Annotated in this window: 23 protein-coding genes and 1 pseudogene; 14 read left to right on the forward strand and 10 right to left on the reverse strand. The window is 44.1% G+C overall.

Annotated elements, in window-relative coordinates; all coding sequences use genetic code 11:
- The first annotated feature begins 23 nt into the window (after nucleotides 1-23).
- The 4 genes from RIG27_RS25275 (at nucleotide 24) to RIG27_RS25290 (ending at nucleotide 3,551) form a co-directional block, all read left to right on the forward strand.
- Nucleotides 24-170 carry a hypothetical protein gene (locus RIG27_RS25275; RefSeq protein ID WP_446349797.1) on the forward strand — a complete coding sequence of 49 codons (147 nt, stop codon included), beginning with the start codon at nucleotides 24-26 and terminating at the stop codon, nucleotides 168-170.
- A 68-nt stretch (nucleotides 171-238) separates the two neighbouring features.
- On the forward strand, nucleotides 239-640 hold the full coding sequence (locus RIG27_RS25280; RefSeq protein WP_446349799.1) for a hypothetical protein: 402 nt from the start codon (nucleotides 239-241) through the stop codon (nucleotides 638-640).
- A 381-nt stretch (nucleotides 641-1,021) separates the two neighbouring features.
- The gene (locus tag RIG27_RS25285) at nucleotides 1,022-2,629 is read left to right on the forward strand and encodes a hypothetical protein (protein WP_446349801.1); all 1,608 of its coding nucleotides are present in this window, start codon (nucleotides 1,022-1,024) and stop codon (nucleotides 2,627-2,629) included.
- Nucleotides 2,630-2,951: 322 nt separating this feature from the next.
- Complete coding sequence (locus RIG27_RS25290) at nucleotides 2,952-3,551, forward strand: hypothetical protein (protein ID WP_446349803.1); 600 nt, start codon at nucleotides 2,952-2,954, stop codon at nucleotides 3,549-3,551.
- A gap of 342 nt (nucleotides 3,552-3,893) precedes the next feature.
- Here the strand turns inward: RIG27_RS25290 and RIG27_RS25295 are convergent.
- Nucleotides 3,894-4,058 (reverse strand): annotated as a pseudogene (locus RIG27_RS25295) (NF041680 family putative transposase); the annotation flags it as partial.
- A 133-nt stretch (nucleotides 4,059-4,191) separates the two neighbouring features.
- Here RIG27_RS25295 and RIG27_RS25300 point away from each other — a divergent pair.
- Nucleotides 4,192-5,511, forward strand: coding sequence for an AAA family ATPase (locus tag RIG27_RS25300; protein WP_446349805.1), 1,320 nt, complete (start codon nucleotides 4,192-4,194; stop codon nucleotides 5,509-5,511).
- Nucleotides 5,512-5,674: 163 nt separating this feature from the next.
- Here the strand turns inward: RIG27_RS25300 and RIG27_RS25305 are convergent, their stop codons facing one another.
- Nucleotides 5,675-6,460 carry an endonuclease/exonuclease/phosphatase family protein gene (locus tag RIG27_RS25305; RefSeq protein WP_446349807.1) on the reverse strand — a complete coding sequence of 262 codons (786 nt, stop codon included), beginning with the start codon at nucleotides 6,458-6,460 and terminating at the stop codon, nucleotides 5,675-5,677.
- 210 nt (nucleotides 6,461-6,670) lie between these two features.
- Here RIG27_RS25305 and RIG27_RS25310 point away from each other — a divergent pair, with 210 nt between their 5' ends.
- From RIG27_RS25310 to lpxD, 7 genes are all read left to right on the forward strand, one after another.
- The gene (locus RIG27_RS25310; protein WP_446347066.1) at nucleotides 6,671-6,946 is read left to right on the forward strand and encodes a DUF7219 family protein; all 276 of its coding nucleotides are present in this window, start codon (nucleotides 6,671-6,673) and stop codon (nucleotides 6,944-6,946) included.
- A gap of 193 nt (nucleotides 6,947-7,139) precedes the next feature.
- On the forward strand, nucleotides 7,140-7,316 hold the full coding sequence (locus tag RIG27_RS25315) for a hypothetical protein (RefSeq protein ID WP_446349809.1): 177 nt from the start codon (nucleotides 7,140-7,142) through the stop codon (nucleotides 7,314-7,316).
- Nucleotides 7,317-7,443: 127 nt separating this feature from the next.
- On the forward strand, nucleotides 7,444-9,285 hold the full coding sequence (locus RIG27_RS25320) for an ABC transporter ATP-binding protein (protein WP_446349484.1): 1,842 nt from the start codon (nucleotides 7,444-7,446) through the stop codon (nucleotides 9,283-9,285).
- A 160-nt stretch (nucleotides 9,286-9,445) separates the two neighbouring features.
- Nucleotides 9,446-9,607 (forward strand): rubredoxin, encoded by a 162-nt coding sequence (gene rd / locus RIG27_RS25325; protein WP_446349480.1) that lies wholly within the window; start codon nucleotides 9,446-9,448, stop codon nucleotides 9,605-9,607.
- A gap of 26 nt (nucleotides 9,608-9,633) precedes the next feature.
- Complete coding sequence (locus RIG27_RS25330; protein WP_446349811.1) at nucleotides 9,634-10,857, forward strand: NAD(P)/FAD-dependent oxidoreductase; 1,224 nt, start codon at nucleotides 9,634-9,636, stop codon at nucleotides 10,855-10,857.
- Between the two features lie 519 nt (nucleotides 10,858-11,376).
- Nucleotides 11,377-11,766, forward strand: coding sequence for a hypothetical protein (locus RIG27_RS25335; protein ID WP_446349813.1), 390 nt, complete (start codon nucleotides 11,377-11,379; stop codon nucleotides 11,764-11,766).
- Between the two features lie 68 nt (nucleotides 11,767-11,834).
- A complete protein-coding gene (gene lpxD, locus RIG27_RS25340) occupies nucleotides 11,835-12,875 on the forward strand; it encodes a UDP-3-O-(3-hydroxymyristoyl)glucosamine N-acyltransferase (protein ID WP_446349815.1) in 1,041 nt (346 codons plus the stop codon).
- 243 nt (nucleotides 12,876-13,118) lie between these two features.
- On the opposite strand, the gene RIG27_RS25345 is transcribed toward lpxD, so the two are convergent.
- From RIG27_RS25345 to RIG27_RS25365, 5 genes are all read right to left on the reverse strand, one after another.
- The gene (locus tag RIG27_RS25345) at nucleotides 13,119-14,291 is read right to left on the reverse strand and encodes a hypothetical protein (RefSeq protein WP_446349817.1); all 1,173 of its coding nucleotides are present in this window, start codon (nucleotides 14,289-14,291) and stop codon (nucleotides 13,119-13,121) included.
- A 333-nt stretch (nucleotides 14,292-14,624) separates the two neighbouring features.
- Entirely contained in the window at nucleotides 14,625-15,245 is a 621-nt protein-coding gene (locus tag RIG27_RS25350; protein ID WP_446349819.1) for a hypothetical protein, read from the reverse strand.
- Between the two features lie 150 nt (nucleotides 15,246-15,395).
- Entirely contained in the window at nucleotides 15,396-18,410 is a 3,015-nt protein-coding gene (locus RIG27_RS25355) for a PAS domain S-box protein (protein WP_446349821.1), read from the reverse strand.
- A gap of 188 nt (nucleotides 18,411-18,598) precedes the next feature.
- Nucleotides 18,599-18,940 carry a hypothetical protein gene (locus RIG27_RS25360; protein WP_446349823.1) on the reverse strand — a complete coding sequence of 114 codons (342 nt, stop codon included), beginning with the start codon at nucleotides 18,938-18,940 and terminating at the stop codon, nucleotides 18,599-18,601.
- A 638-nt stretch (nucleotides 18,941-19,578) separates the two neighbouring features.
- Complete coding sequence (locus tag RIG27_RS25365; protein ID WP_006099465.1) at nucleotides 19,579-19,701, reverse strand: hypothetical protein; 123 nt, start codon at nucleotides 19,699-19,701, stop codon at nucleotides 19,579-19,581.
- A gap of 348 nt (nucleotides 19,702-20,049) precedes the next feature.
- On the opposite strand from RIG27_RS25365, the gene RIG27_RS25370 reads away from it, so the two are divergent.
- Nucleotides 20,050-21,666: a helix-turn-helix domain-containing protein gene (locus RIG27_RS25370; protein WP_446349825.1), complete on the forward strand. Its 1,617-nt coding sequence runs from the start codon at nucleotides 20,050-20,052 to the stop codon at nucleotides 21,664-21,666.
- 46 nt (nucleotides 21,667-21,712) lie between these two features.
- On the opposite strand, the gene RIG27_RS25375 is transcribed toward RIG27_RS25370, so the two are convergent.
- Nucleotides 21,713-21,988 carry a hypothetical protein gene (locus RIG27_RS25375; RefSeq protein ID WP_446349827.1) on the reverse strand — a complete coding sequence of 92 codons (276 nt, stop codon included), beginning with the start codon at nucleotides 21,986-21,988 and terminating at the stop codon, nucleotides 21,713-21,715.
- 273 nt (nucleotides 21,989-22,261) lie between these two features.
- On the reverse strand, nucleotides 22,262-22,441 hold the full coding sequence (locus RIG27_RS25380) for a hypothetical protein (RefSeq protein ID WP_446349462.1): 180 nt from the start codon (nucleotides 22,439-22,441) through the stop codon (nucleotides 22,262-22,264).
- 105 nt (nucleotides 22,442-22,546) lie between these two features.
- On the opposite strand from RIG27_RS25380, the gene RIG27_RS25385 reads away from it, so the two are divergent.
- Entirely contained in the window at nucleotides 22,547-24,769 is a 2,223-nt protein-coding gene (locus RIG27_RS25385; RefSeq protein ID WP_446349829.1) for an NACHT domain-containing protein, read from the forward strand.
- Between the two features lie 149 nt (nucleotides 24,770-24,918).
- Here RIG27_RS25385 and era read toward each other — a convergent pair whose 3' ends face one another.
- Nucleotides 24,919-25,875 (reverse strand): GTPase Era, encoded by a 957-nt coding sequence (era, locus tag RIG27_RS25390; protein WP_446349458.1) that lies wholly within the window; start codon nucleotides 25,873-25,875, stop codon nucleotides 24,919-24,921.
- Nucleotides 25,876-26,091: the final 216 nt, after the last annotated feature.

A 26,091-nucleotide genomic window follows, 5' to 3' on the forward strand; every position in this document is an offset into this window, starting at 1 on the left:
CATTGGTCATTGGTCATTGGTCATTGGTCATTGGTCATTGGTCATTGGTCATTGGTCATTGGTCATTGGTCATTGGTCATTGGTCATTGGTCATTGGTCATTGGTCATTGGTCATTGGTCATTGGTCATTGGTCATAATAGTCACTGCCTTTGAGAAGCAAGTTACATAATTTGTCAGGAGTTGAGCAATCATCCCGATTCAGTGATAGAGTGTTTGAATTTATAGATTAACGAGAAAATGGAACGTGGTTTACTCTGGTTACCCTTACTCGCTGTATTTATTTGGTTAGCTTGGTCAGGTTGGAATGAATATCAAAAAGTTGAGGCGTATCGTGTATGGGCAGAACAATTTGAACGGGCAAAATATGATATTTATGCGGTACTGGGACAAAAGGGAAAGAATCTGACCTGGGGAAAACCGACTCGTTCAGGTCCGGTGGATATAGAAACCTTTTCTCTGAATGATGTCCAAAGCATTAAAGTGGTAGTTGATGGGCAAATTGTTACCTTAGAGAATCCGCCAAAAAAAGGTCGCGCGATCGCACTAGAGTTTCTCCTCCCAGAATCCACAGTTCAGGTGCCGTTTACCGAAATTCCTCTGGCGATGGAGTGGGAAAAATTTCTCCTGAATTATAAATAACCTTTGTCGGAGCAAATTTCACCAAGTAGCGACGAAGAGAGTCACCCTACAATGATGTCTGATACCATGTCTAACCTCACCTAATGGACTAACAGCTAAAATGGTGGCATAGATTTGACGGTGAAATTGGGCGCACGTCGGTGCGCCCCTACAATTCTAATTCACCAAATTAGGTGTGCCACGCCACTAGAGAAAACTAAACCCGCCCTGACTATTACACAATGGCTGTATTAAGCTGTATTAATCTTTGTTACTTTTTCCGGTTCCCGGTTCTTCCTTCCCTGTCTAGTAACAAATGACCAATGACCAATGACGAATGACAAATTGGAACGCTAACTCCTGAAATTCGTCTTTAAGAATAATAGTTCTGGTGCTTTTTCCATGAAACCTATCTTACCTATTTTTGCGATTATCGGATTACTCCAGAGTTGCACCACCCCGGTGAACATTTCCTCTCAAGCCATCAGGAATCCCGCTAATTGCCCTAGCCAAACTGAACCCGTACCCATTGCGTCTGCTAATGATCAGGGACTGTATCAGCAATTTGACTATCACATTCGCGATATTATTACAGATGCTGATACGATTACCTTCCAGACGCAGCAGTATGATATTGTCTTTTGCCGATTTGATCGCACTTGGACAGTAGAACCGGGAACCTTAGCCAATGAATTGCAGACAGCTAATAATCCTGAACAATTCTCAGAAAATCTCCATAATTCCCCCTATCAAACTATTGAAATTAACGGTAAATCTTATCAATATCGCGTCATTCTCGAACCGAATCCCTTTGGCAATGAAGCGCAAGGAATTGAACCCGAAACGGTTGTCTTTGAACTGATTACTCCCAATAGCGAACAACCCCAACGTCACCCCCTCTATACCTTAGACCAGGTAAGGCAGGCTGAAGTCGGATTTTCCTTGGGAGTTCCTCGAATTACCTCCGCCCTCAGTTATGCGGATCGCCTATTTTGGTCAGTCGCATCGGAACAAGGGGAAGGATTTAGTGGTATCGCCACGATGGTTGGTTACAATCCCGATATGAATGAGTTGGTGGTGATTCAACCTGAAGAAATTCAAGGGCAACAAATTACTGATTTTGTCATCGCCGGAGATCCCAGCAATCCAGTCTTTTGGCTGGGAACTCAAATCAGTGGCGAAGGGAATCCCTATCTATCCGGAATGGGATTAGTTGCCTATCGTCCTTCTCCTCCTTCTCTCAAATCTGGCACAATCACCTCCTACACCGTCCGCAATAGTCCGATTATTGGGGCAATTCCTGATCAACTGCACTTAGAAGGTGATCGCCTCTGGGTGGGAACCGGAAATGGGGTTTGCCAAGTTCGTTGGCAAGGGGCAGATAATCCTGGAAATTGGTCTTGTTGGCGATTTGCAGCAAAGGCGAAACTGCCGAGTCAGGGATTGCCGATTTACCGCCGTTTATTAGCGGAAACTCCAGCCGTTACTCTGGAGGCGGATCAGGTGGGAGATACGGTAGAGGTATTATGGTGGTCTCCGTTGGACTACCAAACCCAAAAAGGGCGGTATGAAGTTCGGTATGAGGATGGCTTTACCGTCAGCTTAGACGAGGGGACGAGTTCTTGGTCTGAGAAATATGGGTCATCATGGCAACCTCGTCCCTGGCAACCGCCTCTATACTGGGCGGGACACGAATGGCATTGGCAAGGCGATCGCTTTGTGCGCGGTTTTGATCAAGTCGCCCTAAATTTCTTTGGTGGTGGACCTCTGGGAATTGTATCCGATCAGGATCAATGGACAGGGGAAAAGCCAGCGAATATGAACGCCTTGCGGGGTGATTTAGACGTATTGGAATTAACGGAAACGACAACGAAGCTGAATTATTATTCAGGTTGGGTAGAAGAAGAATTACTGAATCCTTATTTCACCGTTGTTCCTCAAAATCGTCCCTTTAATCCGCGTCCTAATCCTTTAGATGAGATGGCAAAGACGGTATCTGTGTCTAGGTGAAAACCTTTACAAAAATTTACATAATTTCCCAACTTTTTGTCCTACTGACTTAAAAATAGGAGTCAGGAGAGATTAATTTTCATCTGTTCTGGTGTACGCAGTTTATCAGGGCTACTTAGATCTATTTCACTAGGGTTTTATCCTGAAAAAGAAGTCAAAGGTGAGTAGAAAGACTCAAGTAGACACAAATAGGCAAATATAGCAGTACGCTCTCGCGTAGTTACAGTACACTTGTTCTAAGTCTCTTTTGATAAACCCCTCATTTCTAATAGTGTAAATACACCAGCGCGTAGCGCTATAGATCAACATGAAGAAGGTTACCATGTCAGATTCTAATAGACAGTCAAGACAGTCATCGCCTGAGACAAAATCTATTTCAAGTGCAATAATTCAATTGTTATCAATTCCAGTAATTGCTGATTTTTTCCAAGCAAGACCTTGGATAACTTTAGTAACATTGATCACTCTCTTTGCCGGAAATATCTTGCAAGTTTTTATACAGCTACCAGAAAAACAAACTGATAATGTAAATAATGAATTTACTGAATTTCCTATTACCAAAAATGACTTAGAGTCAATATGTATATCTATGGAGTCTGAAATTCACAAAAAAAAAGAACAGGAAATAATTAATTATAAATCAGTCGAACTTGATGATGATGCAACAAACTTATGGCCTGTGTTTCGTTGGGTATGTGTTTATCAAGCAGTATATCATGATCCAATGGCTGGAATTCAATCAAGGTATACCTTTAGAAAAGGGATTGATCTAAATGAAAATTTTTGCAATAAATTTCCCTATAATCCACCGTTAAAAATTTATTTTAAAGACTTTAATGATCCTAATTCTTTAGTTTGCACTAAAATCGCCAATGATCTTTCTCAGCGGACGCCTCCCATTGTTGCACCTTCTACGGAATAAGGTTTTAAGCTACTGGACTGACACAGCTAAAATTGTGGGATAGATTTGGCGGTGAAATTGGGCGCATGCCATGCGCCCCTACAATTCTAATCCACCAATTAAGGTGTGCCACGCCACTACTGGCGCGACCCAACTAAAATGGTGTATTAGTCAATTACTGGAGTTTAGACTACGACCAATTAACTCAGCCATAGCTCTATGCTGAGAAAGAAGAAAAATTCCTAAATGTAAAGAGGTTAAGAAGCTTTTTTATTCCGTTTTTTGTGTCGTGCTTTACCTTTTTTGACCACAAGGTAACTTGTTATTTTAGTACGTTTGTTCCCTTTCTTCCAACCTGGAGACTTTCCACCTGCGTACTCGAAACCGTCCTAACTTGACATCCTCAACCTCAAAAGTCTCGGTGGCTTTCCACCAAGTTGAAGAGTCGTTGAGCTTAAATTTTCGACCATGTTTTCTCGGTCGTCCCTTACCTGTATATAGCGGAGGAGCTGAATATAAACAACGGTCTACGGTATTAAACCGGACAATTTTATCAGTAATTCCGATTATGGGGCGATGATTGGTTGCCAGCGGTGTTAGCATAATTTTAATCTAGGACTTATAGTTTTTGCTTCACTATCAAGTCAAATCAATTGATAAAATGCTTAAAACCATTCAAGTGAAAAACTTCAAAAGCTATCGACATGGAGTTTTACCCTTGGCTTCTTTAACCGTCTTAATTGGTGCTAATGCATCAGGCAAAAGCAACATCATTGAAGCCCTAAAATTACTGTCTATGATTGCTGAAGGCGAGCGATTAAGCCTGCTTGGAAACACGCATCAACAGAGTGACAATCTGTTTAGAGGTGAAATTAATAATCTTGGATACCGAGGATCAACATCATTGCAAATTTCCTGTGATGTAACAACTCAAGCCTTTGCCGGCTGGGAGCATTTTGAGATTAATCTAGGGTTTGCCAAGGATGGAGAGATCCATGTCACCCAAGAAAGCATCACAGGCTCGACATCGACTGTTCCACTTTACCAAATTATCAGTGAACCTCAAGGAGCAGGTAGTGATGTTTTTGTGGCATATAATAATTTTGCCCGTGGTGGTAGAAAGCCAAAAATCGTATGCAGTAGCCAGATGGCAATTTTCACACAGTTATTGAGTGAAATTCGGTTTCGTCCTGAAAACCAAGAAACTCGCGATAAAATACCGAAAATCACTAAGAATTATGTGCGTTGGTTGAGTGGCATTGTTTTTCTGGAGCCTGAACCTAATGCCATGCGCTTTTATGGACATAAAACCGATAAATTGCTCAAGAAACACGGCGAAAATATTTCGGGTGTTCTTTATAATCTATGCCAAGACGCGACGATTAAGGCTGAGATATTAGAATTTGTGAGAAGCCTTCCTGAACAAGACATTAAAGATATCAGCTTTATTGAAACGCCTCGTGGAGAAGTGATGGTGCAGTTAACTGAAACCTTTGGTGGCACATCAACTGCCTATGATGCCGCGACTCTTTCAGATGGCACATTAAGAGTTCTGTCGATTGCAGGAGTTTTGTTTTCGGCTCCAGAACAAAGCATTGTCGTTATTGAAGAAATTGATAATGGAGTACATCCTAGTCGAGCCGAAAGTTTACTGAAGCGGATGTCTAATATTGCACAACAACGTAATTTGCGAGTCCTGATTAGTAGCCATAATCCGGCATTACTTGATGCGTTACCGGATCAGGCTGTACCAGAAACCGTTTTTTGCTATCGTAGTCCTGATGATGGTTCGAGTAAACTGATCCGATTAGGAAATATTCCAGACTACCCTGAATTAATTGCTCAAGGTTCGGTTGGACATCTGATGACACGGGGTTTACTTGAACGGTTTGTGAAACATCATCCTGGACGTGAACAGAAGCAGCAAAAAGCACTGGAATGGTTAGCTTCTATCCGTGAAGAGATGGAGATCAGCGGATGAAGGCAGTGGCAATTGTTGATACCTCTATCTTTTGTGAGTTTCTGAATATTCCGAATATGAATAGCTCAAGACTTGAGAGGATATGACTACCAGCCATAATAATGTGAACCTGTAGGGTGTGTTAATTATTTACTGTTGATTGGTTTTGGAAACCAAACCCCTACTAATCATTAACAAAATTAGCAATAACCGGGAAATGATCTGAGGGAAAAATTCCTTGGCATTTCCGATTATCAACGGTCACAGTTTCTCGTTTTACGCGACTATCGTAATAAATCGTATCAACAGCAGCAAACGGCTGACCTGTAAAGTCATGAAAACTTAACTGTTTTTCTAATTCAATATCGGATAAGGCATCATGGAGAGTCATAGAATTCGCTGATGACTTGGATAAGATTTCCCGTGGTAAGCTACCGGGTTCAGCATTAAAATCACCTGTAAGGAAGAGATAGGTCGTGTCAGGGTTGCAGTGAATCATGCGATCGCGGATCAGTCTTGCCCCCAATTCCCGTGCCTTGGCGCTGTTATAATCTAGATGGGTATTGAAACAGGTGATTGTTTTAGATACCTGCGCTACACTAAAGACTGCCCAAGTTGTCATGCGCGGTAAAGGGTTCCCCCAGTTCGGACTAACACTTCCAGCACTATCAGGCGTATCACTTAAGAAAAAATCACCATGATCCAAGCATTTGAGACGGTCTTGGTTATAGAAAATCGCACAATGTTCTCCTGTTCCTGTTCCCGTGCGATCGCCCCCAATACTTTGATAATTCGGGAGACGGCGATGTAAGTCCAGTAACTGATGGGCTTTGCCTTCCTGTGTGCCAATGATATCTGGATGATACTCCTGAATCAGCGCCGCGATCGCATCACGCCGAATCCTCCAATCCTGGTTATCTGGATCAGGCTTATCGTAACGGATATTGAACGTTATGATTCTAATATTCATAGGTGATTCGTCATTCGTCATTTGTCATACTCAAGGAAGCCTCAAGCAAGCTACGTCATTTGTTCCCTGTTCTCTATTCCCTTTCCTCATCCCTAGGTTCACAACTCAAATCGAATCATTATATAACATTTAGTTAACTTATAGTTAAGGCAAGGTTAAGTAGTTGTTAATATAATGGAAAATAAGAGATTATGAGACAGGAGATAAGATATGGCACAGTCCGCATCATTCGATTCCGCACAGGTCAGTAAGCAAAACTTTCTTTACCCTAGATGCCGCTACTACGGCAAGTTTACACCAGAGGATCTAGCCTTTAATGCCAACTTGCAAGAGTTTGCCCAGAAAGTCTCCTATATTTCTGCCCTAGAAACTGGCGGCAAGATTTCCTCTGAACGAGCCTATCAGCAAGTGCAGGATCTCTGGAAGCAGTTGAAACATAGTAAGGAATCCTTGGGCATTGGTCAATCTACCCCCCCCAAAACCTGATAGTTTTTGTATAAGACAGTAGTTTGAGCAAAACTGTGACACACGATGCTAAAATTTTAGTCATTGAAGATGAATAAATTTTGCGGGACATTATCATTAATGTCTTACAGTAAAAAGGATATAAGGCAATTGGGACTGGGGATTATCACAGGGGCTTACTCTTAGCCAAAGAGTTAGTCCCTGATTTAATTTTGTGCGATTTTCGGATGCCAAAGTTGATTTATCGGTGAGGAGGGCGGGTTTTGTTGTTGATTTATCGGTGAGGAGGGCGGGTTTTGTTGTTGATTTATCGGTGAGGAGGGCGGGTTTTGTTGTTGATTTATCGGTGAGGAGGGCGGGTTTTGTTGTTGATTTATCGGTGACAAGCTAAGTTAGTTCCTAAACCCGCCCCTACGATTGTTCCTAAACCCGCCCCTACGATTGTTCCTAAACCCGCCCCGACAATGGATCAGGATCTACACTGCGTAGTAGTGCTGGCAAAATGTCTACCAGAAAAAATGAACCGACGCAAGAAACGCTACTCGCTGAGATTTCTGATCCGGAATATTCGTCAATCGCTTTCCGTATTCCGCTATAGTGGACGCGCCTTGGGATTAGTTTGGACAACCAATCACAGACTAACCTTGGTGCTAGCTATTTTAACCATCATAGCTGGATTATTACCCGCCGCGATCGCATACTTGGGTAAATTGATTGTCGATACCGTAGTATTGGCGTCTCAGTCAGGGATAGCCGCCCATCGGTGGCTAGCGTTAGGCTATGTCGGATTAGAAGCGATCGCAGTAATGATACTGGCAGGAAATCAGCGCGGTCAAACGGTTTGCCAGTCGCTATTGCGAGTATTATTAGCGCAACGGGTCAATGTGTTAATTCTAGAAAAAGCCTTAACCTTAGACTTACCCCACTTCGAGGACTCCGAATTTTACGACAAAATGACCCAGGCGCGGCGAGAAGCCTCCAGTCGTCCTCTGGCGCTAGTGACGCGCACGTTTGGACTGGTTCGGGATAGTTTGTCGCTACTCACCTTTGGCGGATTACTGCTGCAATTCTCAACCTGGGCGGTGGCAATATTAGTGATAGCTGCAATTCCTCCCTTTATCGCCGAAACTCGCTTTGCTGGCGTCGCCTTTCGCTTGTTCCGTTGGCGTTCCCCAGAAACCCGCCAGCAGCATTATTTGGAAACCTTAATTGCTAGAGAAGATTACGCCAAGGAAATTCAGCTATACCAGCTTGGCGCAACTATGCTACAACGCTACAACGATACCTTCAGACGCCTTTACCGAGAAGATAGAGATTTGACCATTCGGCGGGGATTTTGGGGGTATTTGTTAGGGTTACTAAGTACGCTGACATTTTATGGGGCGTATGCGTGGATTGTCATCGAAACCATCTTTGGTCGGATTTCCTTAGGTGATATGACCATGTATTTAACCGTATTTCGCCAAGGACAATCCACCTTTTCCGCCATACTTACCTCAATTGGCGGGATGTATGAAGATAACCTCTATATTTCCAATCTTTACGAATTTCTGGAACAAGAGGTTCCCCAATCTCAGGGGACAGCCACTCAGGGGACAAAACCGGGGGATGGAATTCAGTTTGAGACTGTGTTTTTTACCTATCCTGGAAGTCAAACCCCTGCACTAAAAGGGATTAACTTGCACCTGAAACCCGGAGAAAAATTAGCCATTGTCGGTGAAAATGGGTCAGGAAAGACAACGTTAATTAAGCTATTAACTCGTCTCTATACACCCGATTTCGGGCGCATTTTGTTAGATGGGGTAGATTTACAGGAATGGGATATGAATACCCTCCGCCGTCGGATTGGGGTAATCTTCCAGAACTTTGTCCGCTATCAATTTACCGTAGGCGAGAATGTTGGCGTCGGGGATGTAGACTATTTGCAAGATAAAACCCGCTGGGAAAATGCGGCAGAAAAAGGCATGGCGAAACCCTTTATTGAGTCAATGCCAGACGGATTTAACACCCAGTTGGGGCGATGGTTTAAAGGGGGACAGGAATTATCTGGGGGTCAATGGCAGAAAATAGCCCTATCTCGTGCGTTTATGCGAACCGATGCAGATATTTTAGTCTTAGATGAACCCACAGCCGCCATGGATGCAGAAGCAGAGGTGCGAGTCTTTAACCACTTCCGCACGATTACCCAGAATCAAATGGTGGTGTTAATTTCTCATCGCTTCTCCACAGTACGAATGGCGGATAAGATTGTGGTGATGGCGGGGGGAGAAATCATTGAACAGGGAACCCATGAGGAATTAGTGGAACTTGGCGGACGTTATGGGCGGTTATTTGCGCTACAGGCGGCGGGATATCAATAAGTTTGTCATTCGTCATTTGTCATTCGTCATTTGTTACTTTGTTATAAGAAAACCTAACCCCCTAGCCCCCTTCCCACCCCCCTCGTTCCCCCCTACCCCCCTCGTTCCCCCCTACAGGAGGACTACTGAGTGAAAACCCTGTAAATGAAGAGAAGACAATATGAAAAAATACGTTTGCACCCTTTGCAACTACGAATATGATCCCGAAAAAGGTGATCCCGATGGCGGTATCGAACCCGGAACCGCTTTTGAGGATATCCCTGATGACTGGGTATGTCCCGTCTGTGGGGCGGCTAAATCTGATTTTGAACCCTTAGAATAATCGTAACCCTGATTAATGTAAGCACCTTGTCTGTTAGAATTGTCGTTATCGGTGGGGGTGCGGCTGGTTTTTTCGGCGCGATCGCATCTGCATCCGCCCATCCTCACACCCAAGTCATCCTGCTGGAAGCCTCGAAAACGCCTTTAACTAAGGTGCGGATTTCTGGTGGGGGGCGCTGTAATGTCACCCATGCCTGTTTTGATCCCGCCCTTTTGGTACAAGCTTATCCCAGAGGAGGGAAAGCCTTGCGATCGGCGTTTACTCGGTTTCAACCCAAAGATACGATCGCGTGGTTTGAGGAGCAGGGGGTACACCTGAAAACCGAAGCGGATGGGCGGATGTTCCCGGTTACGGATACGTCGCAAACGATTGTTGATTGTCTCATCCACACGGCTATAAGCGCAGGGGTTCAGATTCGCACCGCGACTCCAGTTAAATCCATTCGCTTTACCTCTGGGTTTCAAGTCCAGTTAAAAACAGGAGAAATAATTGAGTGCGATCGCGTGCTTTTGGCGACGGGGAGTAATCCCCTTGGCTATCGCTTTGCTCAGGATTTGGGTCATTCGATCCAACCCCCTGTCCCCTCTTTATTTACGTTTACGATATCAGACCCACGCTTACAGGATTTAGCCGGAATTAGTGTCAATGATGTTCGTTTAAAACTACCAGAAGCCGAGAAAAATGTCAAGGAACAAACGGGACCATTACTGATTACCCATTGGGGATTAAGTGGTCCAGCCGTCCTTAAACTGTCGGCTTGGGGGACCCGATTTTTCTACGATTGTCACTACCAAACTCCTTTAGTGATTAATTGGCTTCCTCAATATACTCAAGACTATCTACGCCAGCTATTACTATCGGTTAAATCTCAACTTCCGCACCGTCATATCAGCACAAGTTGCCCAATTCCGATTCCGAAACGGTTATGGCAGAGTTTAATTAGCTACGTTGGAATTGACTCAAACAAACGCTGGGCAGAACTCTCGAAAAAAGCATTGAATCAATTGGTACAAGAACTGAATCAGGGACGTTATGTGATTCAAGGTAAGGGGGTTTTTAAGGAAGAATTTGTTACCTGCGGCGGGATAAGTTTAAAAGAGGTGAATTTTAAAACAATGGAAAGTCGCTGCTGTCGGGGGCTTTACTTTGCGGGTGAAATCCTGGATATTGATGGAATTACGGGCGGATTTAATTTTCAGAATGCTTGGACAACGGCTTGGTTAGCGGGTCAAGCAATGGGGAAAAGGTAGGGGCGGGTTTAGGGACTAAAGTTCGTTGGTTATTGATAATTGAACAACGAAACCCGCCCGGTTCAATCTAAGTAGGTGGACATAATTAAAGTTAATTGTTGAGATTAGAGAATAGGGAACAGTAAGGGTTTGAGGGATATTTACATAACTTAATACAGTACCGTTTTCTTTTGTCCGACTACTTAGGGGCAAAATGATTCAGCATGTTATATCCAATCCATCAGTATCGGAATTCTATTTTTTCAACGCAGAGGATCGCAGAGGTTTACGCAGAGGGACGCAGAGGGGGTTAAGGATTTGAGGGACAATTTGATGGGATTTACAAGCCCATGAAATGATAGTATTTCTCTATTCTTTGGGATGAATTTAGGTTATTTTTTAGTGAGGAATAAATAATAAAGCTTGCTCGGCAACACGTAGAATTGCCAGGGTTGTGCTGCTCAAGGTTTGTAAGCCCTAATTCTTAGAAAAAACGCTATAATAGATAATCTATGTTTTCAAACTTGTGAGGATAGAAATATGTATAAAATTCTAATAGTTTCTGCCCTAACTCTGATAACATTTGCCGGGAATGCCGTCAATGGCATAGCCCAAACATCCCCGCGATCGCCTGCATCTTCTCCAGAAGTAGATCCCGGATATTATATTGACCTGAATCGAGCGAAAAATCTCGCCCGACAAGCGGCTGAACGGATTAATGGTGGATTGAGGCAATATCGGGCTGAAGCGGCGATGCATGGTCCTGTACAAGATGCACCTTATACAGCAAATGAGGATGGTAGTGTAACGTTTACGTTTAAAGGACGCCCTCCCGGTGCGACAATGTTCACTGTAGAAACTAGCGTAACCGTAAATCAAACCAATGGAACGGTAACCGTTAACTATAATAGACAGATTGGAAATTATTGAACCCGTTCCCAGAATTATCCATGGCTTAACAATTAACCATGAACGATAAATAATGAATCCAGAAAACGATGAAATTTAGTGAACTGGTACAAAAACTTAATCTAGCCACCGATCGCACGAGTCTATTAGCTAATCCAGAGGGTGATCCAGAGATTCAGGGTATCGCCCCCATTGACCAAGCTACTCACAGTATGATCAGCTATATTGAGGGGGCTAAGTTTGCGGCTAGGGTGAAAACTACCGAGGCGAGGGCGTTAATTTTACCCCCGGATGAGGGGTTACAACGACAAGCCACAGAACGCGGTATTGCTTGGATTGGCGCATCGGAACCCCGACTATTATTTGCCCGTGCGATCGCGCTTTTCTATCAACCCTGGAAACCTGTACCGGAAATTCATGCTAGCGCTGTGATTCATCAAGAGGCGCAGGTAGGGGAGGGAGTTTATATTGGGGCGCATGTGGTGATTCAGGCGGGGGTGAGGATTGGTGATCGGGTTTGTATTCATCCGAATGTGGTGATTTATCCCAATGTGCAAATCGGCGATCGCACTATTTTACATGGGAACTGTACCATTCATGAACGTAGCCAAATTGGGGCGGATTGTGTGATTCATAGCGGTGCGGTAATTGGGGCGGAAGGGTTTGGTTTTGTCCCCACTAAAGAGGGGTGGTTGAAGATGGAACAATCGGGGTATACGGTTTTAGAAGATGGGGTGGAAGTGGGATGTAATACGACGATTGACCGTCCGGCTGTGGGAGAAACTCGGATTGGTTGTAATACTAAAATTGATAACTTAGTCCAAATTGGTCATGGGTGTCAAGTGGGAGGTGCTTGTGCGATCGCGGCGCAAGTTGGCTTGGCTGGGGGTGTGAATGTGGGGAATCGGGTGATTCTCGCGGGGCAAGTCGGAATTGCCAATCAAGCTAAGATTGGAGACGGCGCGATCGCAACCGCGAAAACAGGGGTTCATAATGATATCGAACCCGGGGCGATTGTCTCGGGTATTCCCGCTGTTCCCCATAAATTATTCTTGAAAGCATCCGCTATTTATAATCGATTACCGGAAATGTATCAAACACTGAAGCAATTACAGAAACCAAAGGGATGAGAGAGTTTTGAGTGTTTAGGGGCGGGTAATGGAACTTTCTTGTCGCTATTGATAGTAACCTTTTTACAAACCTAGCACTACGGGGATACGTTATGACATTTATCTGTTGCCTGTTTCCTGTTGCCTTTTCACCCAATTTTATTGTCCTAACTTCAATGCGTAGTGCCATATCGGTTATATTGACTAGGTTTGCCTATGGCTTTTATCCATTTTCAATGACCAATCCCTATTGCCAGATTTAGCCTAGTGTCTCATCGTCAGTCGCATTGAATCGTCAACGAATTTATACAATCCTTTACTAAGTTCATCGGCTTTCTGCTCAAGATTGGAGAAGATTTCATTCATGGTGTGAGCATAGGGTTGTACTAGATGCTTTGATTTTGCTGGAATACGGTCAAGTACTTCATCTATGAGTAATTGGTTCATATCCGCTACCAGATCCCAAGCTACATCTACGCTAGGAAAAACCATCACACATAAAGGCACGAGTTCTTGTTCCACGGCTGCCATACTTTCCTCTAGCACACACAACCATAAATAGCTTTGGAACATATTTAGATCTCTGGTTGTAGAGGCTGTTACACCTGGGTCAATTAGTCCACCTCGACGGCTTTGATGATGAGGGAATAATTCGATGCATTGATTGTAAACTTTGTTGGCAATTGCGTGACTGAACGGTAGCATCTGTTCGACAATGGCTAAGATAGGTGAACTCGGCTCATGCTGGGCAGCAGCTGAACATACCCGTCTCCAAGGAATACAAGCTTGCTCTTCGATAAACTTCAGATAGGGGCTGACCAACACTTGCTCGGCAAGGGTGAGTTTGTTGAGGATTAATGCGGCACTGAAGTGAAACTGGGTATTGATAAAGCCAATTGTGCGCGGGTCTTTTGAGACTAGATGTTGCTGTTGAAGTTCCAATAATGAGGGTTCAAGTTCTGTGTAGAGCTGTTCAATGGCAGGTAGTTCTAAGGCTTGTTTCGCCCAATTGGCAAAGACTTTGCTTGATAAATCAATTACTTTTTCGGAGTTATTTTGAGTCAGTGTCAATCGCATTGCAGTTAAGGATGCGGTAGATGGTGATTGCTGCAAGTAAACATCCATTGCCTTGGAATAAGCCTTTGCTCCAAACTGAGCTAATCGCCGAGCTTCGGCTAAATTCACCACATTAGGGACATAAGAGAAAAGAGCATTGGTTTTCATCCCAGCACGTTCACAATGAATCTGGACTAAGCGCCGTATTTCGGCAACGGTTTTAATTCGCCCTTCTCGAGAAGATGCAGCTATCAAATCAAAGGGGGTTAACTCCCCTTCTATTGAGGATAGAGTTGACAAGTCTGGCACGTAACGTTGCGCCCATAGCTTGACGAGGCGTTCGACTGAACTTTGTTTGACCAGTTGGGTAGTTTTCAGCATAATTTAGGAGTCGGGTGATCAGAGCAAGAGTTGTGGGTAAGCTGTCCTAATTTTAACTTTGCCACATTTCAGATTTTTTTTTATATCTACATCATACCTTCAGGGCAAAAAAGTGATGTAAAGCCTTGTTAAATATTCTGTGTGTTTTTTTTATTTCCGGTTAAATCGATGACAGAGTAAAAAACTGCCTGACTTAACGTGAACGGTGAAGAACTCGCTGCCCGAAAAGAAGCAAGCTAAGTCATTCGTCCTTTGTCCTTTGTCCTTTGTCCGAGTTTGAGGCGTATTTACAAAACTTAGTACGGTGCTTTTTTTTATACGACCACTTATTATTTAAGTAACCTGGGTTGATAAATACTGCTGAATTGGCTGCAATAAAATTCCTAAAATTTTATCAACTTCTTTAATATGATAGTCAACAGCATCAATAAAAACTGACTTCCCTGCCAAGGTTAAAAACTTCCAAATCGTACCCGTCGTGACAGCACCATAAATAATCGGTATTTCATGGGCAGCCCGTTGATTAAACAACTGCGCTCCTAGCATTGTTGCCACACATTGACCCAATCCCCCGATAATATTCTCATTTTTTGCTTCCACAACAATAATTACGGGAGTGCTAATGAAATACTGTTCAGATGAGGCGCTAATAATAAAATCACAGTATCCATTCAATCCCAATTCTTCATCAACGTTAAAATCGGTTCCTGAAAATAAACTGACCTGAGCATTTAACTGGCGCCTCACCTCGGTTAAAATCTGAGAAATAAGTAATTCAGAACGTGCTTTTTCTGTATTAATTGCTGTTGCCAGCAGAATATAGTCAGGCAAGAGTAGGGATAAAATTTCCGAGGAGTTGGCTGGCTCAACTTGAGCAAAAACATTTTGATTTTCAGTAAATGTTAAATCAAACTCCTCTTTGACTTTGGCTAAACTAAAGTTACTGTATGCCATTTTAACTGCCTCTAAAACTATCCATTGAAGCTATCCGGTTGAGTGAAGTCATTAGCTGCCTGTTAACGCTGGGGCGGGTTGGGTTGAGCCGTTATCCGTTACCAACACAGAGACTGTCTAAACCCACACCCACCATAAGACTACCTGATTTTAGGCTGGCGACTGCACAAACTGGGGTGATAAGGCGAAGGATTCCCCAAAGGAAAACTTAAGCGGAGACGAGAGCGATTTTTGCTTCACCGGTAACTCAATTACAAACTCTGTCCCTTGAGCCGGTTGGGAAATACAGGTTAATTGACCCCCATGTTTATCCACCACAATTGAGTGGGAAATCGATAACCCTAAACCCGTCCCTGTGCCAATGGCTTTGGTGGTAAAGAACGGATCAAAGATTTGCGTTTGAATCGCTTCGGGGATACCCGGACCATTATCCTTGATCCGAATAATTACCAGTTCAATCGGTTGCAAGTTCTGGGGTTCCTTTTCCGGGGATTCCGCTAATGGGATAACGGGAAACTGAGAACTCACTGCCGTAGATATCGTAATCCGGCGGGGTTCTGGGTGGGTGTCTAAGGCATCAATGGCATTCCCCAGGATATTCAAAAACACCTGATTAAGCTGACTGGCGTAGCATTCCACCGATGGCAAGTTGCCATAGTGTTTGTCAACCTGAATTTCTGGACGATTCAATGTTGATTTGAGTCGATGCTGTAAGACAAGTAAGGTGCTTTCAATCCCGTCATGGATATCCACAGCCTTAATTTCCGCCTCATCTAAACGGGAGAAATTCCGCAGGGATAAGACAATTTGGCGGATGCGATTGGCACCCTCTTCCATGGAGTTCAAGAGTTTGGGAAAATCTGCCCTAACAAAGTCTAAATCAATCGCCTCAATCTCGGCTTGAATTTCGGCAACAGGTTGGGGATAATGCTTAGCATAAAGTTGCAATAAATGCAACAATTCTGTCCCATATTGACGAGTATAGGTAATATTCCCGGCAATGAAACCAATCGGGTTATTGATTTCGTGGGCAATACCCGCCACCATCTGACCCAAGCTAACCATTTTTTCCTGTTGAATCAGTTGGGTTTGCGTCTTTTTGAGTTGATCTAAGGTGTGCTGGAGATCCTGGTTTTTGACTCTCAACTCCTGTTCCGATTTCCGCAAGGCTTCCTCCGCCTGTTTGCGATCGCTAATATCCCGGATAATTGTGGAAAACACCTCCACTTCTCCAGTTGCGCCGGGATGCGCCATCACCACTTGAGATACAGGAATTTCCCAATCCTGTTGGTGCAGGAGTGAGGTTTCACCTTGCCATACTTTGTCCTGGATCACGGTGGGTAAGGCTTCGGCGAACAACCGTTGGTTCACCGACTGGGGATGGAAATCCCACATCCGTAGATGGCTGATCTGCTGATCTGGATCAAGTCCCACCAGTTGCCGCCCCGCCTGATTAATATAGAGGAGTGTCCCATCCGGTTCACACATACTGACAAAATCGGTGGTACTTTCCAAAATCGCCGTCAATCGCGCCGTTTTTTGTTCCGCTTGCTTGCGCTGGGTGATGTTGGTACTGGTACTTACCACCCGATAAATCTGTCCGTGTTGATCACGCAGGGGGGTTAATGTGGTAATCCACCACCGTTCTTGTCCCTGTACACTAAAACATTCTTCATAGGATAGGGATGTTCCCGTCTGGACACAGGTTGTGTAATGTTCAGTTATCGTGATTGCCCGATCCGGCGGTAAGATCGCACCGAGGGGTTGATTCCGTAACTGTTCGGCGGGGATACCGATTAACTGTTCGTAAGCGGGATTCACATCCACATAACGGAATTCACAGGATGGATCAGGTTCACTCTGGTGTTGATGAACATCGACGACACTAATGGAGTTTTCCACACCATTGAGGATGCTGCTTAAAAAGTGTTCTCTCTCTTGTAAGGCTTCCTCAGCCTGTTTGCGATCGCTAATATCGGTAATCATTCTGAGTACGCCGACAAACCCTCCTTGATCATTAAATAGTGGCGTCGCCGAAATAATCGCCCATAGATTTGATCCGTCTTTGCGGCGAAACTTGAAGTCGTAGCGTTCCTGGATTCCTTGACGACGACGATCTAAGTGGGTTTGGATCAGCGCTTGGGATTCGCTGTCAATAAAATCAAACAGCGATCGCCCCTGCATTTGTGCGATCGTATACCCCAGCATTTGCGCCATGCGACTATTGGCGAAGGTGATTTGGTTATTCTCATCAAACACCCAAACCCCCTCAGATGCAGTTTCCACGATACAGCGATAATGACGTTCCGATTCTCGCAGGGCGGCTTCGGCTTGCTTGCGTTCTGTGATATCTTCAACAATCCCTAATAGATATTGGGGTGTATCGGTTTCATCCAGCAGGGGGACTTTTTTAGTATTGACAATGCGTTCGCCGCGATGGGGCGTGTTCAAGGGGGCTTCAGGAATATCGACTAATGTACCCCCCATGAGAATTTGTCGATCCTTCGCCCGTAAGAGTCGGGCTTGTTGGTAGGGTAAAAAATCATAGTCACTCTTACCCAGAACTTGGGCTTTCGAGTAACCCAAGAGTTCTTCGCTGGTTTTGTTCCAGTACATCACCTGTAATTCTTTGGCATCTTTAATCAAGACACCCACCGGGAGATTCTCGATCACGGAGTTGAGGAAGGCTTGCGTCTCTCGCAGTTGAAGTTCGGTTCGTTTGCGATCGCTAATATCCAGGATCACGCCATCCAGCCATTGGACGACACCATTCTCATCCTGCGTCCCTTGACCTTTATCATAGACCCAAGCGATTTTGCCATCGGCGCGGACAATCCGGTACTCCAGCACATAAGGGTGTTGGTTGTCAATACTTTGCCCCACGCTTTCTTTCACGCGACGGCGATCGTGAGGGTGGATAATACTGTCAAAGGAACGGATGCGATCGCTAATAAACTCTGACGCCTCATAGCCAGAAATATCCTGAATCGCTGAACTCAGAAACGTCATCGTTCCAACCGAGTCCCAGGTACAACGATAGACAGCGCCCGGAACATTGGCAACTAACGCCTGAAATTGGGCTTCGCTGTATTGTTGGGATTCCGGTGCCTGTTGGTTGTTGGTGGAGTTGGGGGTAGATTCAATGGAAGTGGGTAAAATAGCCATGATTTTCTCCACACTCAGAGGCGTGGCTCAACTATTGCGAGGGTTTTGCGGGAGTGAACGGTTGAATGCTTAAATTTTTATTAAATTTTCTCGCCTTTAACATAAAAAATGTTAATAGATTTTACTATTTGCCATTATCCACATTCATGTAACTAATTGTAAAGTCTTTAGTTCAAATCGCCTGTAACCTATCGGCACGTAAGCCCGTCTGTGGTAGGAATGGTCAATAAGCGAGATTCTGATTCGAGGAGAGGTTGACCATTGGTAACGAACCAACTCACATCATGATAAGGCAAGTTATCGAATCGAGCTAGATGTGCTGATTTTTCTCTGATTAAAGCAGTTTCACGGTCGGAAAGCCCACCGTAGAGACGTGCCATGGCACGTCTGGAATAGGTTGAACAGGGGAGTTTTTCGGGTGACTTAGAGTAATTCAGTACCTGGACATCAATTCTGTCCGCTTTACTAAGAATCTTAATCGTCAAATCTTTCCTGTTCCCTGTTAAGAGTTCCCCAATCTCAACCGTCAACGTTAATTGTGTCCGACTCCTTACAGTTAACAATCAAACAAGGATGATCGGGTAGCTTTTGTTACGTTATTTTTGCGCTCGTCTAAAAACTAGAGGGTTGATTGCGATTTCTTGCCCTAATTCTATTTAATTAATTTTACTTCACTAATATCCTACATCCTGCCTGAATTTTGTTAAAATTGATACCAAAGGTTATTCAATAAAAATCAAAATAGAATTCTATACATTGTTTCGTTATATATTTCAGTTAATTAGACTACAAAACAACCCTATTTTTACAGACAAACATTCCTCTATCTAGAGATAGACGACTTGCCACGCTCAGACTGCTTGATTAGGGATAAGCCAACTATTTAACGAAACCAATAGCGCTCTACAAACTCCGAATCCTCTGTGCTTAGACAGTTAAGGAGTGGCAAGCTGCCAATCTAATGGGATCGCTAGTTTGTCACTGTTTAGTAACGTACAAGTAAGCTTTGCATAACAATGATGCAAGTTTTAAATCGCTTAATATGACGCTCTATCGCTAAAACCAATCAGTCGAGATCAAAATAGGTCAAATCCTCCTCTCAGACATTAAAATTGGGCATTTTTTAGCAAAAACAGCAATTTAGAGCCAGGATTGGGACTCACCTAGCTTACAGTAAGCCAAGTTTTACTTTGATATAGTTTGACAGCGTTCGCTTGTCTTTATCTGCTTCCTGTTTAAGCTGCTGCTTTTGCTCAACAGTAACTTTGATCGTAATTGTGGTTCGTTTCATTTACGTCTAGTCACCTCAGATTCTCTATAGTAATACTTTAGTATAAAAAAGTATTAAAAAGTGTTACCTACTAAAGGAAATCTTAAGAAATCGACAATTGCTCAGGTTGAACAAATATCCTGAAGGGAACAAGCAAAAATTTGATCATAAAGATTCTTGATGAGCATAAAGAAAATGCCATAAATTCATCAGTGATTTGAGGCAACGATCTATAGCTAGTTATCGGTGGCAGTCGTCCATTTTAGAATTTGCCGTCACTCAATCCCTATTTAATGCACAGGCGATTCAAAGGTTCCCCCTTGAGTTGAAAATTTTACTTATTAAAATTTGCAGTAGTTTCCTCGCATTATGGCTTACAAACTCTCACAAAGTTGTACTGGGTGTGATATCTGTCGTACCCAATGTCCAACGGGTGCAATCAAAGTCAAGGATAACCAAACGTGGATTGATCCAAATCTGTGTAACAACTGCGAAGGGTATTATTCCGAACCTCAATGTGTGATTCACTGTCCCATAAGTTCTCCCGTTCCCGCTCACGGGAAAAAGGGACGATACAAGCTGAAAGAAAGACCTCCCACCAGCCCAGATTTATTTGCCAATGACAAAACCAATCCCTTTGCTTCCTCCATCGTTATCTGGGAAGCGTGCAACCTATTAGCACAGCGACTTTCTCTCCCTTGGCACACTGATGCGTCTGGAAAACTCTGTTATCAGCGCCAGGTGCGTCAAGGCAAAGGGAAAGTGGACTTCTGGCTAACTGATACATTTGATACAGACTCAACTGAGGCTTTATCGGCTGACGAAGCCCAGGCGACGCTGGAGGCGATGGATATCAAAGCCTCCTGTCTTCATTTAATTTATGCTGCATACGCCACAGCCTTAGATAAACCGTGGCAGGAAGAGTTTACTCTCAACGATGTGCAAATTGAGAAATATTTAGGACTCCAGAAACGCACAGATTTGAGTAAAGCGGCTAAATTAAGTCTAATCAAACAGCTTGCCCAGCAGCCCTGCAAAATTAGCATCGGCGCTCATTGGTCAAAGCAAGGCAACGTCCCAGAATTTAACATTCCCCAAAGTCGCTTGTGGCATCTACAGCCAATTGAACACCATTTTCAAGAAGACAAACAGGGATACAAACATTTGGTTGGTTTAACCTTTCGGATTAGGGCAGGCATTTGGGCAAAATACTTCTTAAATAGGCAAGGCTGTCAAAACCGAACCGGCTTCTATCAGTATGGCAATCTGCCCCAATCTTTACTCAGCGCCGTGATGAGTAACTGGCAACACCATGAAGGGGCGACGCGGATGATGTTGTGGCTGTTGTTTAAAACCCGAATCAGCAAACGACAACGGATTACTGTACCCACATTAATGCGAGTGGCGTATGGAGAAGACAAACTCCTGCGGGCATCTTCCCAGCGAGATGAACGAAAACGTCTGGTGCGGACATTTGAAAGTGATTTAGAAGTTCTCAGTCATTATGGACTCAAACCTGTGTTTGATCCGGTAACGTATTTACCAGAGATTCAACCCATGTGGGCGAAATTAGGGGATCTCCCCGACGATGCGGATGCGGCGTTAGAGTTTTGGATTCAAGATGGAAATAGTAATAGGCGGTTAACGGATGCAGCGCCCCGTGGTAAATGGAATCTATTAATGAAAGCCCGGATTTTATGGTTTGAACTGAAGTCAGAATGGGAACATTCCCTAACTAGCGTGGAGCCGAACAAGGTAAGATTGACCAAGCGAAAGACTAAATCCCAATCATCGTCTGTACTTTCGGGCGCAGATGTTATCGCGGCGAGACAACGCAACAAACTGAGTCAACGCGACTTAGCGCAATTGACAGGTAAAAGCCAAAGCTGGATTCGAGATATTGAAAAGGAACGGTTTCGGATTAAATTAGAAGACCAACGGTTGTTGCAGGAAGTGCTGGGTTTAGCGGAGTTGAATTCTGGCTAAGGGTTCAGGGATAGAATAGATGTAGAGACGTGCTTTTGAAGCGTCTCTACAAAGGTTTATTGTAAACAGCTTCATCATTCGGGTTCCCATTCCGTTGAATCAGTTCTTTTCCCAAGCGTTGTTGGTAACTATCAAGTAGTAATTGAATCCACGCGATCGCATCCAATTGTTTCCCGATTTCTAGTATCATTATCCTATCCCTATCATTGTCTTTAATTAGGTTCGTAGGGTGCGTTAGCGGAGCGTAACGCACCATTCCTCTATCAAGTAGTAATTGAATCCACGCGATCGCGTCCAATTCTTCCCCGATTTCTAGTATCATTATCCTATCCCTATCATTGTCTTTAATTAGGTTCGTAGTCAGGGCTTTAGCCCTCTCCAGCTATGCGTTAAAGCACGCTTTGTGCTTACTACAAACAAAGCCCTATTTTAGTTGGGTCACGCCGCCATCGTGCGTTAGCGGAGCGTAACGCACCATTACTATAACTAACCAGCTAGCGAAATCAAAGGTCAAGTCGGGGCGGGTTTAGTCACAACTGGATGCAACCGAAAAGATAGTCGTGAAACCCGCCCCTACACACGCACCATTTTTCTTTTAATTAGAACGCCGATCAATCAACACTTCACCCCCATCGCGGTTTAGCTTCAATTGAATCACCCCCTGAAACTCCGAATTAATCACCCAATAACTAACCGTTCCCAGCACCACAGGCGTCAGCAGAACATGCAAAGCAATAATAATTTTAGCAGCACTCAAGTTCCGTTGTTTAGTCATGTCGATTAACCTCTTAACTCAACTGCTTCCTACTATCGCCGTTGCAGTTAAGAGATTACGCTGAAACTTAGGCTAACATAGCTAACATAAGCTAACATTCGTCTCATGCAACCGCTAACCAAAGACTTTCTGACCCAAATTGCTCGCGACTATGACCTTTCCCCGGAACAGAAAGAAGCATTTGTGGCACGTTTTAGTCGCCAAGGGAATGAATCAGACTTAGCTGAATCCATTTATATTTCTCATAATGCCTTTCGCACTCGCATGAGTGGTGTCTATAAAAAGTTCAGCATTGGTGGTAAAGGTCCCGGTAAGGTGCGGAAGCTGCATGACTTCCTCATCCAGAAGTATCAAGCCTATCATCCAACTTCAACTCCTCAAACTCCTACTCATGAGGTAGAGATTGATACCCTGGTGCAAGAAATACGCCAGAAAATCAAACCCAGCATTCAAAATCAGTGCGGCACAATGAAAGTGCTGGATATGACTCAACCTATTGGATTGAAGGATATTTATACCAAAGTCAATATCCTAGAAAAAGTTATTGGGCGTAGGCGGTTAGCGATTAATGAATTGATGCAAGGTTGTAATCTAGACTCAGAAAGCTTTGACCGTCCGGGATTCAGCAAGGTAAAAGAGGAACGAATACCAGGACTAGAAGCCGTCCAAAAATATGACAAATTGATGGTGTTAGGTAAACCGGGTGCGGGAAAAACAACGTTTCTCAAATATTTAGCGATTCAATGTTCTAAATCTAAGGTTTTGACGGATAAAGTTCCTATTTTTATTACGCTGAAGCAATTTGCCGAGACTCAAAATCAGCCCAGTCTGACCACCTATATTAATCAAATATTCGATAACTGCAATGTTACCGAAACTCAAGTTTCTGCATTTCTTCAACACGGAAGAGGGTTAATTCTGCTAGATGGCTTAGATGAAGTTAGGGAAGAGGATGCTGATTGCGTCTTAACTCAGATTCAAGCCTTTACCGAAGACTATGATGCTAATACCTTTGTCATCACTTGCCGGATTGCTGCACGAGAATATACCTTTGAAAAGTTTACAGACGTTGAGGTTGATGATTTTGACGATAAGCAGATTCGCACATTTGCGACAAAATGGTTCCAGGCTAAACAATTAGATTTAGCTGGCTATTTTATCGAACAGTTAGAAGATAACGAACCCATCAAAGAATTGGCAAGCAACCCGCTGCTATTGACGTTACTGTGTATAGAATTTGAAGATTCTGGAGAATTTCCAGCTAACCGGGCTGAATTGTACAATCGAGCCATTCATACGCTTTTGCGGAAATGGGATGCGAAGCGACGGATTGTACGAGAGCAGGTTTACAAAAAGTTGTCAGTACAGCGTAAAGAAGATTTATTGAGTGAAGTTGCTTTTGCTACGTTTGAGCAGGGAGAGTATTTCTTTAAGCAAAGAGAGATTGAAGAATATATTGCTGATTACATTCGGAATTTACCCGATGCTCAAACTGATCCAGATGCGTTGTTATTAGACAGTGAGGCGGTTCTGAAATCGATTGAAGCCCATCATGGGTTATTAGTAGAACGAGCGAGAGGTATTTATTCGTTTTCTCATTTGACGTTTCAAGAGTATTTTACGGCTAGAGAAATTGTGGCTAAATCTGATATTGCTTTGTTGGTCAGTAAGATTACGGAAAATCGTTGGCGTGAGGTGTTTTTGCTGACGGCTGGAATGATGCGGAATGCTGATACACTGGTGCAGCAGATGAAGCAAATAATTGATAAATTGGTAGCTAGTGATGAGAAATTACAGCGTTTCCTCACCTGGGTCAATCAAAAATCACTGTCTGTTGAAGTTCCCTCCAAGCCCTCTGCTGTTAGAGCTTTCTATTTCGCCCTCGACCTCGACCTCTCCCGCGACCTCGACCTCTCCCGCGCTCTTTCCCGCGCCCTCTTCCTCTCCCGCGACCTCTCCCTCTTCCTCTCCCACGACCTCTCCCGCGACCTCTCCCTCTACCGCGCCCTCAACCACGCCCTCTCCCGCGCCCTCGAACCTGAGTTAAAACAGTCGCTTCAAAAACTTAAAGATCAACTTCCTAGCCCAGAAGAAAATGATAAAGAGCAATGGTGGCAAGATAACGGTAGGGATTGGACTGAGCAGTTAAGAATCGTAATGATTCAGTATCGCAATATTGGTCATGACTGGCAATTCAGCGATGCACAAAAGCAACTATTACAGCAGTATTACGACGCCAATAAACTGCTAGTTGATTGCCTCAAAAGCGATTGTTACATCAGCCAGGAAGTACGACAGGAAATAGAAGACACCTTACTATTACCCTAACCCCAACTCCGGACCGTGGGGAGAAGGGGGATCGCCCTCACCCCCAGCGCCTCCCCCATGCAACAAAAGCTCTCGCATCCTCTCTCCTCCCCCGTGCAGGGGGATTTAGGGGGATCAAACCTATCTCATAAGAGCGGAAAGTGCTGTAACTATTCCTCCAACCGATACCCCAACTCTGCTAATCTCAGACGAGATTGTCGCCACTTAGGTTGCACTTTGACAAATAATTCTAGATAAACTTTACCGGCAATTAACTTTTGAATTTGCTGACGCGCCGCCGAACCAATGGTTTTCAGCATACTGCCCTTTTTGCCAATTAAAATTCCTTTTTGCGACTCCCGTTCAACGTGAATCGTGGCGAGGATGCGGGTAATTTTAGGTTCTTCCTCAACAGCATCAATGGTAATCGCCACGGAATGGGGAACCTCTTGGCGAGTCAACAGCAGAATTTGCTCTCGAATTAATTCCCCCATAATAAAACGTTCCGGTTGATCGGTGACTAAGTTCGGCGGATAATAATAGGGACCCGATTCTAGCCGCTCAATTAACTGTTCCTGCAAGGTTGCCAACCCGTCACCTGTCAGGGCAGAGAATTTTGTCACCTGCCAATTGTGGGGATCTGCCAGTTGATGATACCCTTCATCTAAGCCTTTTCCGGGCGATTGTAAATCCGATTTGTTAATGCCTAGAATGACAGGTGTTGAGGTTTGGGTGAGTAGATTAATAATATAGCGATCGCCTCCTCCTGCGGGTGTCGCTCCATCCACTACAAACAGCACTACATCCACCGCTTCAATCGCAATCCTAGCATTTTGTACCAACACTTTCCCCAATTGATGATGGGGCTTATGGATTCCTGGCGTATCGACAAAAATCAGTTGGGCATTGTCTGTTGTCAGAATCCCCTGTAAGCGGTTGCGAGTGGTTTGGGCGACGGGGGAGGTGATCGCAATTTTCTGCCCCACCAATTCATTCATTAACGTGGATTTGCCAACATTCGGGCGTCCAATGATACCGACAAAGCCAGATTTAAATCCCTCTGGGGCTTGAGGAATCATTACGGCGTCTGCGTCGGGAATTAAGGTGAAATTGTTGCTGTCTTCCATATTTATAATTTTATATTGTAGGGGCGGGTTTAGGGACTAAATTAACCTATTCACCGATAACCCAACAACAAAACCCGCCCTCCTCACCGATAACCCAACAACAAAACCCGCCCTCCTCACCGATAACCCAACAACAAAACCCGCCCTCCACACCCATAACCCAACAACAAAACCCGCCCGTTAACACCGAAAAACCAACAACAAAAACCACCCATT

It is taken from the genome of Coleofasciculus sp. F4-SAH-05 (genome assembly GCF_040222985.1).
Lineage (GTDB): Bacteria > Cyanobacteriota > Cyanobacteriia > Cyanobacteriales > Coleofasciculaceae > Coleofasciculus > Coleofasciculus chthonoplastes.

Excerpts from the sequence above, each read along its gene's own strand:
- era (WP_446349458.1), bottom strand. The coding sequence starts at position 25,875 with ATGGAAGACAGCAACAATTTCACCTTAATTCCCGACGCAGACGCCGTA.
- RIG27_RS25370 (WP_446349825.1), top strand. The coding sequence starts at position 20,050 with ATGGCTTACAAACTCTCACAAAGTTGTACTGGGTGTGATATCTGTCGT.
- RIG27_RS25345 (WP_446349817.1), bottom strand. The coding sequence starts at position 14,291 with ATGCTGAAAACTACCCAACTGGTCAAACAAAGTTCAGTCGAACGCCTC.
- RIG27_RS25305 (WP_446349807.1), bottom strand. The coding sequence starts at position 6,460 with ATGAATATTAGAATCATAACGTTCAATATCCGTTACGATAAGCCTGAT.
- lpxD (WP_446349815.1), top strand. The coding sequence starts at position 11,835 with ATGAAATTTAGTGAACTGGTACAAAAACTTAATCTAGCCACCGATCGC.
- RIG27_RS25380 (WP_446349462.1), bottom strand. The coding sequence starts at position 22,441 with ATGACTAAACAACGGAACTTGAGTGCTGCTAAAATTATTATTGCTTTG.
- RIG27_RS25285 (WP_446349801.1), top strand. The coding sequence starts at position 1,022 with ATGAAACCTATCTTACCTATTTTTGCGATTATCGGATTACTCCAGAGT.
- RIG27_RS25290 (WP_446349803.1), top strand. The coding sequence starts at position 2,952 with ATGTCAGATTCTAATAGACAGTCAAGACAGTCATCGCCTGAGACAAAA.
- RIG27_RS25350 (WP_446349819.1), bottom strand. The coding sequence starts at position 15,245 with ATGGCATACAGTAACTTTAGTTTAGCCAAAGTCAAAGAGGAGTTTGAT.
- RIG27_RS25300 (WP_446349805.1), top strand. The coding sequence starts at position 4,192 with ATGCTTAAAACCATTCAAGTGAAAAACTTCAAAAGCTATCGACATGGA.
- RIG27_RS25355 (WP_446349821.1), bottom strand. The coding sequence starts at position 18,410 with ATGGCTATTTTACCCACTTCCATTGAATCTACCCCCAACTCCACCAAC.
- RIG27_RS25320 (WP_446349484.1), top strand. The coding sequence starts at position 7,444 with ATGAACCGACGCAAGAAACGCTACTCGCTGAGATTTCTGATCCGGAAT.
- RIG27_RS25310 (WP_446347066.1), top strand. The coding sequence starts at position 6,671 with ATGGCACAGTCCGCATCATTCGATTCCGCACAGGTCAGTAAGCAAAAC.
- RIG27_RS25335 (WP_446349813.1), top strand. The coding sequence starts at position 11,377 with ATGTATAAAATTCTAATAGTTTCTGCCCTAACTCTGATAACATTTGCC.
- RIG27_RS25365 (WP_006099465.1), bottom strand. The coding sequence starts at position 19,701 with ATGAAACGAACCACAATTACGATCAAAGTTACTGTTGAGCAAAAGCAG.
- rd (WP_446349480.1), top strand. The coding sequence starts at position 9,446 with ATGAAAAAATACGTTTGCACCCTTTGCAACTACGAATATGATCCCGAA.
- RIG27_RS25385 (WP_446349829.1), top strand. The coding sequence starts at position 22,547 with ATGCAACCGCTAACCAAAGACTTTCTGACCCAAATTGCTCGCGACTAT.
- RIG27_RS25280 (WP_446349799.1), top strand. The coding sequence starts at position 239 with ATGGAACGTGGTTTACTCTGGTTACCCTTACTCGCTGTATTTATTTGG.
- RIG27_RS25375 (WP_446349827.1), bottom strand. The coding sequence starts at position 21,988 with ATGATACTAGAAATCGGGGAAGAATTGGACGCGATCGCGTGGATTCAA.